The 11,158-nt window shown below is 51.1% G+C and carries 7 protein-coding genes; all 7 read left to right on the top strand.

The window, feature by feature from the left end; all coding sequences use genetic code 11:
* A partial coding sequence (locus HGT73_RS11235) for a DUF2345 domain-containing protein (RefSeq protein ID WP_214215004.1) occupies nt 1-1,059 on the top strand: 1,059 nt, incomplete at its 5' end.
* A 1-nt stretch (nt 1,060) separates the two neighbouring features.
* Nucleotides 1,061-3,070: a lipase family protein gene (locus HGT73_RS11230; RefSeq protein WP_214215001.1), complete on the top strand. Its 2,010-nt coding sequence runs from the start codon at nt 1,061-1,063 to the stop codon at nt 3,068-3,070.
* Complete coding sequence (locus tag HGT73_RS11225) at nt 3,063-3,833, top strand: hypothetical protein (RefSeq protein ID WP_214214998.1); 771 nt, start codon at nt 3,063-3,065, stop codon at nt 3,831-3,833. The genes HGT73_RS11230 and HGT73_RS11225 overlap by 8 nt, the downstream gene beginning before the upstream one ends.
* 853 nt (nt 3,834-4,686) lie before the next feature.
* Nucleotides 4,687-4,953: a PAAR domain-containing protein gene (locus HGT73_RS11220; protein WP_214214996.1), complete on the top strand. Its 267-nt coding sequence runs from the start codon at nt 4,687-4,689 to the stop codon at nt 4,951-4,953.
* A 33-nt stretch (nt 4,954-4,986) separates the two neighbouring features.
* Nucleotides 4,987-6,117 carry a hypothetical protein gene (locus tag HGT73_RS11215; RefSeq protein ID WP_244968542.1) on the top strand — a complete coding sequence of 377 codons (1,131 nt, stop codon included), beginning with the start codon at nt 4,987-4,989 and terminating at the stop codon, nt 6,115-6,117.
* Nucleotides 6,104-9,517, top strand: a complete 3,414-nt coding sequence (locus HGT73_RS11210; protein ID WP_214214992.1) for an ImcF-related family protein — start codon at nt 6,104-6,106, stop codon at nt 9,515-9,517. Before HGT73_RS11215 ends, HGT73_RS11210 begins: the two co-directional genes overlap by 14 nt.
* A complete protein-coding gene (gene tssA / locus HGT73_RS11205) occupies nt 9,517-11,115 on the top strand; it encodes a type VI secretion system protein TssA (protein WP_214214990.1) in 1,599 nt (532 codons plus the stop codon). The genes HGT73_RS11210 and tssA overlap by 1 nt, the downstream gene beginning before the upstream one ends.
* The last annotated feature ends 43 nt before the right edge of the window (nt 11,116-11,158 follow it).

Here is an 11,158-nt window from a genome sequence, read left to right as displayed (position 1 = left end):
ACGCGTAACGTTATCCGCACAGCTGGCCTGAACAAGCTGCGGATGGAGGACAAGCGCGGAGAAGAGCACGTCAAGCTCAGTACAGAGTACGGTAGTAAGACCCAACTTAATTTAGGGCACAACGTCGATGCTTCTAGGGCTCTTCGTGGCGAGGGGGCGGAGCTGCGCACTAACGACTGGGTCAGCGTTCGTGGTGGTAAGGGGATTCTACTCACTGCAGATGCTCAGCCTGACGTCGGCAGTAAAATGCTTGAAATGGACAGGGCTGTAGAACAACTGGAGCAGGCACTCACGCTGGCAAGAAGCCTCCAGGCAGCAGTAAAGGGGGCGCAGGCAACGGTATCTGACATCGACAGCCAAAAGAGGCTAAATAGCTCACTGAAATATCTAAAAATGCCAGGATTGCTGGCCAGTGCTCCCGCTGGAATAGGCATTCTGAGTCCTGAGGCTGTCCGGCTTGCTTCAGGCGGGGCAAGTATTGGCATGATGTCAGGTAAAAACACCGATATCAGCACTGGGCAGTCGTTCACTGTAGCGGCAAGCGAGGCGGTAAGTTTGTTTGCTCAGGCTGCAGGAATGAAAATGTATGCCGGGGCAGGGAAAGTTGATATTCAGGCACAAGCGGACGCCATGAATGTCTCAGCATTACAGGACATCACTGTCGTCAGTGGTCAGGGGAGCGTGAAGGTAAATGCCAGTAAGCAACTGATTTTAAGTTGCGGTGGTGCTTATATAAAGCTTAGCGGTGGGAATATTGAGCTGGGATGTTCGGGAAATATTTTGCTGAAAGCGGCCAATGTTAATCAGACAGGCCCTGCCAGCTTAGATACCCCACCAGAGACTTTCCCGAAAGGGTACAGCGAAGGGTTTACCACAACGTCCTCAGCCAACGGAGCAGTCAAGCCTTTCACCACATATAAAATTACGACGGCTGAAGGGGACGTTTATGAGGGCATTTCTGGTGCAAATGGAGAAACATCTCCAATATTTACGTCTATGCCATCGCAGTTAAAAATCGAATATCCGCGAAATATTACTGATAGCCAGGAGGGCGAATAACATGACTACAGCTGTATCCTCACTCTGCCGTAAAAATCCCCATGCTCCATGCGAAGAGCAGATGCCCTACTGGGTTGAATTTCAACTGGTTGATGAGCAGGGCGATCCCGTGGCGAATATGCCATGGACTGTGGAAAGCGCTCATCCTGTCTCCGGGCTAGTGGAGGGATTCACTTATTCTGGTCAGAGCGATGCTGACGGACTAATCAGAGTCGATATGCCGCATGGGCTGGAACTGAGGTTGACGTTAGATAGCAATCAGCTGGCTACGGAAATGGAAAAACGTGCCTTGCGTGTTAGCAGGGATGCGGAAAATGATTCTGTTGTTCGCCCCGGTGCAGAAGATAAGGGTTATATCTGGCACTATGCGGTATTGGGCGAACTATGCCATCAGAAACCTGATTTGCAATTAAGAGAAGGGGAAGAGCTACCTTTATTCCATTTTCCGAACAGCAGTTCATTCCAGGGTGTTAAGGTCAGAACAAATGAGCTTGAAAAACGCCATATGATTGAAATATGCCCGTTCAGAGCCTGGGAGCTTGTTCTGTATCATCAAAAGGACTATTCCATTGCGAATGGGATTAACCTAGGGGCAGCAGCAACACTTGCTTATGCAGATGACAGTGCTCTGGACACCGTGTCAATTAGACGCTTTTTTATTAATCAGTGTCAGGATCTTTCTCGCTTACCCCAGCTTTGTAAAGACGGCTCTGCATGGAATACGCTGGTACAGGATGTTCCCTTTAGTGAACGATATTATCCCCCGGTATTTATAGATACTTCGCCTAAGGTAGCCAAGAATAATTCACAGGCAACAGCACAGGCAGAGGGCGATATTGCTGCAACAAAGGCGGACGGTGATACGCAGCTTTATTATGTTTATAACGCGGATAAGGTGATTGTTGCCTGGCGCGGAACTGCCAGTGTGTTTGATGTAGGAACGGATCTTGCGTTCAGACCTGTAAATTCAGAATTATGCGATATAGATAAAACGCAATGCACTCGGTTACTACCTGCTGGGAAAGTACATACTGGGTTTTGGAGTGGATATAGCCGGGTTGAGCGATTATTCTCCAAGGAAGTAAAAATACTCAAAGACCTGGCTGAACGATTAGATATATTTATCTGCGGTCATAGTCTTGGCGGCACCTTGGCATTGATTCAGTCCGTAAATTTAAAAATCGATGATCCTCTTTTATACACCTATGGAATGCCGCGAACCTTTACCCGCGATGCCATGGTTCAATTGTCGGGGATTACTCATTTCCGCCATGTCAATGATAATGATCCTATTCCAGCCCTACCGGCAGAAGCCAACCTTGATAACGAGTTATATAAATTATGGGGATGGTTTGGCGGAACACTGGGCTTTTTTTGGTCAGTGGGTGAGCTTCTTGCTTACCAGATGGTTACTTGGGGAGACTGCTTCTGGCACCACGGCAATACTGTGGCTTTTCTAACGGTCACCCAGAGCCGGGAATGGCATGAGTGTAAGAGGGATCTCCCCACTCCGGCGGGGTGTATTACCATCAGAAATCGACTTCCACTAAAGGCTAAGCTTTATCTGGTGCCCGCTCTGGCGGAACAAGAGATGCAACAGGCCGGGAAGAAACAGAAAGAATTTAAAGCATCATTGACGCAATCGGATTTAAAAGATTTCTTCCCTGAAGGCAGCAACCCAGACAGGGGGGTTAATATAAATATTTTTGAACACTTTATGACATCCTATATGCCCTATATGTATAACAAGTTATTAGAGCTGATTGATAAAGCTGGAATAGTGGAAAAACGCACATTTACCGAGCACAGGTATAATGTTGATTCATTCAGGGAGCAGATGGAAGAAAATAAAAATGACATTCCTGAGAAGGAATTGGTAAGAAATAGCATCTTTCTGATTATAGACGGGCTGCTTGGTATTTCTCTTGCCTCAACGTTATCCATGTCGTCAGGCAACGATACGCTTTTACGGTTTGCTCAATATGGAGAGGAGGTAATGGAAAATGTCTAATCAATCAAAAATTATTCTGCTTTCCCTAGTGTTGTTTTTCTCTGCAGGATGCAGTATTAGTCAAGTCGTTAACAAGACGTTATCTCCACCAACGGATACAAAGTGGGTCAATATTGAAGTGAGAAATCCATCTCAGTATACAAAACCTTTCCCGCTAGAAGTCAGATACATCTCGTATGAATGCAAGAAAAAGAGAATTAGCGGCTTTGATGGCTCAGTGATCACCGAGCCCAGCTATAACGCTATTAGTATCCCCATGCAGCAAGAGAACGGGGATATCTGGAAAGGGAAAGTGGCTGTAACCGGCGGTGGCTCCTGCAAATGGGCGCTTAGCGCCGTAACACTTGGCATTCAATATAGTGATGCCACTCATCTTGGTAAGGATCTTGTGCCTGGTACGGAAGTAGGGGTATCGCTTGCTTTTGATAATGATGCTTCGCGGAATGGGCAATTTACCTTTGTCACGGGAGATATAGATTTATCGCCTAAATATTATCCTTACATAAGAGAAAAGAAAATGGGGGGGGTAGAGAATAGCTTATCTCTATTTGGTAAGAAAGATTTCCTGTTATTACGTGTTGGTGATATTCGTTTCGTGAGGTTTTCCCCTGAAATAGATGAAGGGAAAATAACAAGATTTGTCGGATTAGAAAAAAAAGTAAAAGGAAAATATCCAAAAATAATTTATCCGGATGGGAGTATTGCTCCGGAAAAAACGCTTTTCCCTGATTTCGATAAAGTCGATAAAATGGGCGTGAAATAGAAAGTTGTATAAAATTTTTTTTAACTTGAGCTTGGGAAGGGCGTTTTTTTAACCACCGTGCGGTAATATTATTTTTTTATTTTTATCCGATAAAGAGAATAGGTGATGGAACATGTCTAATCAATAAAAAATTATTCTGCTTCCATTGGTATTATTATCATCAGGGTACAGCATAAGTAGAACTGTTAACAAAAAATCATCCCCGCCTGCGGATACAAAATGGGTCAATATTGAAGTGAGAAATCCATCTCAGTATACAAAACCCTTCCCGCTGTGAGTCAGATATATCTCGTATGAATGCAAGAAAAAGAGAATTATCGGCTTTGATGGTTCGGTGATCATCGAGCCCAGCTATAACATTATTGGGAACCCCATGCAGCAAGAGAACAAAGATATTTGGAAAGCAAAATTTAGGTATCGAGTATATAGACGCGATACTTCTTGGCAAAGATCTTGTTCCTGGTATGGCAGTAGGTGTGGCCCTCGCCTTTGATAATAATGTTTCTCGTAATGGACAATTTACCTTTATCGCAGGAGATGTAGATATATCTCCTAAATATTACCCTTACATAAGAAAGAAGAAAATGGGAGGAGTGTAGAATAGCTTATCGCTATTTGGTAAGAGAGAGTTTCTATCATTGCAAGTTGTTGAGATTAGTTCGATGAAATTTCCCATAAGATAGATGAAGTGAAAATAATAAGGTTCGTTGGTTTATAAAAGAAAATAAAAGGTGAATATCTAAAGGTTATTTATCCAGATGGAAGTGTTACTCCTGAAAGAACGCTTTTCCTATTTTAATAAGGTAGACAAAATGGACATTAAATAATTTTATTTATTTTTCTAGGATTAAAAATGACAAAAGGCTCAGTTTTGCTTGGTGACAAAACCTCACACGGCGGAAAAGTGATCTCCGCCTCTTCCAATATTACTGTTGATGGGAAAAAGGCCGCATTAGTGGGTGATAGGGTAAGTTGTCCGGTAGATGGGCATGGAACTAATCCTATCGTGGAAGGATCACCGCATCGTACCTTTGACGGTCGGGCTGTCGTCGTCGATGGCTGCAAATGTCAGTGCGGTTGTACTGTAATTTCAAGTGCTCAGAACAGCACAGTAGGATAATCAATGGGCTGGGAAAGGACGAAAGGAATAACGATGGAGTTACCTCCTGAGCCATCTTTTACGGGATGGCTGTTGGCAGGAGGGGGTGCCGCGGTTGTGGGTACTTTTCTGTTTATCCTGCATGCGTCAGGCATGGTTAGGGCACTGGCTGTATTCAATATCTGGTGGCTGGCATCCAGCCCGTTTCTTGGCTGGTTTTTCCTGTTTTGTTTGCGGGGATGGCTGTGGGGCAGAACAGTCAATGAATATCAGTTTTTGCAGAAGGAAGCGGAGTATGGACAGCAACAGTGGGAGGCCTGGGCTGGACGCTATCTGGCCGTGCTGGGAAGCAGCATATTGCTACCTTCCGGAGTAACCTCTGAGACCATTGCTAAATCAACTGCTGCAGATGCGCCGCAATTTCTTTCACTGACCAGCCATTTTGATACGCAATCGGTGAATTCCACCTCCTTGCTTGAACTGGGGCTGGCCGGTGTACAAAACGCGATTGCGATGTTGCCTGCGACAGTGCCGTTCAACATCACCATTGTAAGCGACATGATTTCGTCTGACTTCGAGACTCATTTCCGCAAATCATGGGGGAAAATTTATCCTGGGCGTGCGCTGACAGGCTCGGTCTCATGTTGTGAAACCCTTTCTTTTGCCTGGGTCGAAGAGCGCCTTAAAAATCCCGTTTTCGACATTGATTTAATCCTGATATTGCAGCACCAGGGGGCTGAACAGTATTCCGATGCACTCTCGGCGCTGCTACTTACCAGCGATGATGTTGCTGAAAAATACCAGCTTTCTCACTCTGCTCGCATATTGCGACCGATGCCGCTGGACATGAAAAATTTCAGGGCTGATATAGGTTTGTTCCTCGAAACACAAACAATCGCCTGTCAGACATCAAACGTATTTTGTGACTGTGGGCACTGGAATGACGGGTTTGCTGATCTAATGACCGCGTCTCAATCACATCTGACACTGTGGGTGCCCCAGGAAATAGATGTACTGGAAAAATATAACGGAATTCCAGGGGCCGGGAGTGCGTGGCTTCTAGCCTCATTACTGGCCGATATCGTGTCCGTCAGCAACAAACCTATTTTAGGATTGTTTACCTCAGGTAATGATCGTTTTGTCAGTACTGTTACCTCAGGGAGTAAAAATAATGATGCCGGGTAGTCCATGGAGCAGAGGGGGGCTTGCCGGCATAATAGCCTGCATCTCAGCGATTATAATGGCCATGATCCTTCATTTCGGCCCCTCGCATGGCCTTGATACCCGACCGATGCAAGTGCTTGCATTCATTGCCGTATGGATAGTCCTGCTGATTGTTTTCTATACGTCGTTCATGTTCCGGTTTATGAAGGAAAGGTATCATCGCTGGCGGGAACAGAAGAACAATGCGTTGCCTGCTGATGAATCAAGAGTTGCCCGGACTCCGCCTCGCAATGTCACCGTTGATACTATCCGTGACGCCATGCGTAACCTCTACGGTCGGTGCTGGGGACGTAAAACACGCATCCTGTTGATAACCGGTACTGCCACTGAAGTAGAACAACTCACTCCAGGTCTTACGGCTCATCTCTGGCAGGAAGATCGCGGCACGCTGTTGCTGTGGGGCGGTGACCTCAATACGCCAGCAGACAGTGCCTGGCTGACCGCGCTGCGCAAACTGCGCCGCCGTCCGGTGGATGGACTGGTGTGGGTCACTTCGGCCTTTGACCAGCTCTCAGCACTAGGGCTGGAGCAGCAGTTGCCGGTACCGTCTGAAAGCATCATGGATTCCCTGTCTCATGCCATCAGCGCCCGTATGGATGCGCTGGGCTGGAAGCTCCCTTTATACGTTTGGTCCCTGCATCCACGTGCCGGTAAGTCAGAAAGTCGCATCACGCAGGCGACCGGCTGTCTGTTGCCTGCCGGTTGTCGTAGCGAAGTTCTGGCAGAACAGCTCTCCGCCCTGACGCCCGAGCTGACTTCACACGGCCTGCAGCAGACCTGCTGTGAAGTGAAACATAACTTCCTGCTGACGCTTGCCGACCAGCTTATTCGTGAACCGGAGAGCGTTACCGCGCCGTTGTCGGTAATGCTCAACCCGTACCGCCCGCTGCCTCTGGCCGGTGTGGTGTTCAGTCAGCCCTCTGCTGGTGCCGAACGTGCCGTGATGCACCACTGGGGCATGGATAAGCGCTGGGATATTTTGCCTGAGTCTGTCCGCACGCTTCCTACCGGACTGCGTCCGTGCAAGCCGGGCATTCCATGGCGTAAAGTGGTTGTGTTAGTTGCTGCTCTGGCGATGGTGGGCTGGACTGTGTGGATGGGCATCGCGTATGTCACCAACCGGAGCCAGATTGCTGATGCGAATGCCCAGGCCGCACTTGCCGCCCGACAGAATCAAACCCTAGAGCAGCATCTGCATGCACTATCTGAACTCCAGAAAACGCTGGCCCGTCTGCAATACCGTTCAGAGCATGGCGTGCCGTGGTATCAGAAGGCCGGACTGAGTCAGAATAACGCGCTTCTGGCAGTCCTCTGGCCACGTTACCAGGATAGCGCGCTGCCGCTGCTGCGGGATGCGGTCGCAGACCATCTGCAAAAACAAGTCGGTACCTTTAACGCGCTGCCGCCGGGCAGTCCGCTGCGTGAGCAGATGGCAAAAACCACTTATGACCAGCTCAAACTCTACCTGATGCTGGCCCGCCCGGAACATATGGACGCCGCATGGTTCAGTTCGGCGCTGCTGCACGACTGGCCAAAACGTGATGGTGTAAAAGATGGCGTCTGGCAAGGCGTAGCCCCACCACTGCTGTCTTTTTATGGCGCTCAACTGGTTGCGCATCCTGAGTGGAAGCTCCGTGCTGATGAAAACATGGTCAGCCAGGCGCGCTCCCTGCTGGTTCGTCTGATGGGCGTACGTAACAGTGAATCGACCCTGTACCAGAAGATGCTCTCGCAGGTGGCGCACCAGTATGCCGATATGCGTCTGGAAGATATGACCGGGGATACCGATGCGGCCCGCCTGTTCAGTACCAGCGAAATAGTTCCGGGGATGTTTATCCGTCAGGCCTGGGAGCAGGCGGTGCAGCCGGCCATTGATAAAGTGGTGAAGGCGCGCCGGGATGAGCTTGACTGGGTACTCACGGACAGCAGGCAGCCGGTGAAGTCGCAGGATGAGACCTCGCCAGAAGCGCTGAAAAAGCGTCTGACGGAGCGTTACTTCGCCGATTTCAGTGGTGCCTGGCTGTCGTTTCTCAACAGCCTGCGTTGGAACCGGGCCACGACATTGTCCGATTCCATTGACCAACTGACCCTGATGGCCGATGTGCGCCAGTCTCCTCTGGTGGCGCTGATGAATACCCTGAACGTACAAGGGCGTACCGGACAGACCGGGGAGGCGATTTCCGACTCGCTGGTGAAATCAGCGAAAATTCTGCTCGGTGGTGACAATAGGGATGCCATTGACCAGAGTGCTGGTATTCACGGTCCGTTGGATGCAACCTTTAGTCCGATATTGGCGCTGATGGATAAAAGCAACACCGGTGCGCAGGCGCTGAGTCTGCAGTCCTATCTGACCCGTGTGACACAGGTGCGCCTGCGTCTTCAGCAGGTGACTAATGCTGCCGACCCGCAGGTGATGACCCAGACTATTGCCCAGACTGTATTCCAAGGCAAAGCGGTAGACCTCACCGAAACCCGTGACTACGGCAGCCTGATTGCCGCCGGTCTGGGGCAGGAGTGGAGCGGATTTGGCCGCACGGTATTTGTGAATCCAATGGAGCAGGCCTGGCAACAGGTACTGACCCCGGCGGCTGAGAGCCTCAATGCCCAGTGGCAACAGGCAGTCGTGGCTGAGTGGAACAGTGCTTTCGGAGGCCGTTATCCCTTTAACAACTCCAGCAGCGATGTTTCCCTGCCGCTGCTCGCCAAATACCTCAACGCGGATTCCGGGCGTATCGCCCAGTTCCTGCAAACCCGCCTTAAAGGCGTGCTGCACAAAGAGGGAAACCACTGGGTGCCGGACAGCATCAATTCGCAGGGGCTGACCTTTAACCCGGCGTTCCTCAATGCTATCAATACTCTGAGTCATATCTCGGATGTGGCCTTCACCGAAGGCAATGCCGGCATGAACTTCGAGTTGCGTCCGGGCACCGCCGGGGGTGTGATGCAGACCGATATGGTTATCGACAGCCAGAAACTGACCTATGTAAACCAGATGCCGGTATGGAAGCGGTTCACCTGGCCTGCTGATACTGAAGCCCCGGGGGCCAACCTGAGCTGGGTTAGCACGCAGGCCGGGACCCGTCAGTACGCCGATATTCCGGGTAGCTGGGGGTTGGTCCGCCTGCTGGATAAAGCCGCCGTCAGTGCCTATCCGGGTGTGAGCAGCAGCTACAGCCTGAGCTGGAAAGCCCAGGACGGTCGCACGCTTAATTACACCCTGCGAACCGAAGCAGGCGAAGGCCCGTTGGCGCTGCTGAAGCTGCGTAACTTCCGTCTGCCGGAAACCATCTTCAGCACCACCGGAGTTGCAGTGCCAGACCAGCTCGCCGGTTTGAACAGTGATGCCGAGGAGGTCTACTAATGAGCACACTCAATGCCTTACTCAGTGCCTGCCAGACAGAACAGGAACCATTACTGGTAGCAACCCGTGAACGCGTGGCGCAGTGGGACAACTGGCTGCAGTCGCTATCAGGATCCTTGCCCGTTGGCGAAGATCCGGGCTATGACGATGACTTCCAGCAGATGCGTGAAGAGGTCAACAAACTCTCCGGGGCAGACACAGATCTTATCTGTCGGCTAGCTGAGAAGCTGCTGACCACGACGGCCAAAGATATCCGTGTGGCGACGTACTACTGCTGGGTGAAGCTGCACCGGGAAGGTGAGCAGGGGCTGGCCGAAGGACTTGAACTACTGGCCGGTCTGCTGGAGCGCTTTGGGTCACAGTTGCACCCGCAGCGTGACCGCAGCCGAAAGGCGGCGCTGGAATGGCTGGCAGGATCGCGCATGACCGACTCGCTTTCACTGTATCCGGAAGTGGTCAGAGAAGAGGCGATACGAACTACCGGCGCATTGCTGCTGATATCACAGCTTATTGAGAATGAGCCGGATGAAACCCGTCCGGAACTCAATGCGCTTTACGGTGCGCTTGAAAGTCGCCTGCAGAAAGCGGGGGGCGTGGATGCGGTGGTACCACAGAACGCCAGTGTCAGCGATACCCCTTCGGCTGCCAGTCACAGCAATGCCCCTGCCATCGGGCGCATCACCTCCGGTCAGGATTTGCTGGCCCAGGCCCGCACCCTTACCGAATACCTGCGCGAGCAGCCGGACGGCTGGCTGTCAGCACACCATCTGATGAAGAGCCTGCGTCACGACACCCTGCGAGCCATCCCGGCCTCTGATGCACAGGGGCGTACTCGCATCGAACCGCCACGGGCAGATCAGCGTGCGTTACTCAAACGCCTCTACCTGCAGCAGAACTGGGCCGAAATACTGGAAACGGCCGACAGCACATTTTCCCGCGGTGCCAATCACCTGTGGCTGGATTTACAGTGGTACATCCACCAAGCGCTGACGAAATCCGGACAGGAGACGCTGGCCGACATTGTCGCGGCTGATCTGAAAGGGTTGCTGTCGCGCCTGTCCGGGCTGAAGACGCTGGCGTTCAGTGACGGCACGCCGTTTGCGGACGAAGTGACGTTGAACTGGATCCAGCAGAGCGTGCTGGACACCGTCGGTGGTTGGGGTAAAGACACGCCATCAGCCCCGGCCACCGCTGGTAACGACGACATTCTGTCGCTGGAGCCGGAGGCCGTGGCGATGGCCGACAGTGAGGGCCCTGATGCCGCGCTGGGCTGGTTACAGACCCGGCCGGGAATGACTACCGATCGTCAGAAGTGGCTGTTGCGCCTACTGATGGGCCGAATTGCTGAGCAGTACGGTAAAAATGACCTGGCGGTGCATCTGTTTGCCGAGTTGGGTGAGCGTGCCCGTGAGGTGACCCTCAGTGACTGGGAGCCTGAGCTGTTGTTCGAGGTACAGGCTCGCCATCTGAAACTCCTGCGCCTGAAAGCCAGTCGCAGTGAGGCTGATAAGGTCCGCCTGAATCCACTGATGGAACAGTTGCTGGCTGGGCTGATTGCGGCTGATCCATCAAGAGCTTCAGTGCTGTGCGGTTCGTGATCAGGAGCAGACCGTTTTATATCCCTTAGTTTGAAGAAAACAA

Source organism: Rosenbergiella australiborealis, from assembly GCF_018494035.1.
In the GTDB taxonomy this organism is placed as follows: domain Bacteria; phylum Pseudomonadota; class Gammaproteobacteria; order Enterobacterales; family Enterobacteriaceae; genus Rosenbergiella; species Rosenbergiella australiborealis.
The sequence above is the reverse complement of the archived record's forward strand: the minus strand, read 5'-3'. Positions and strand labels throughout refer to the sequence as shown.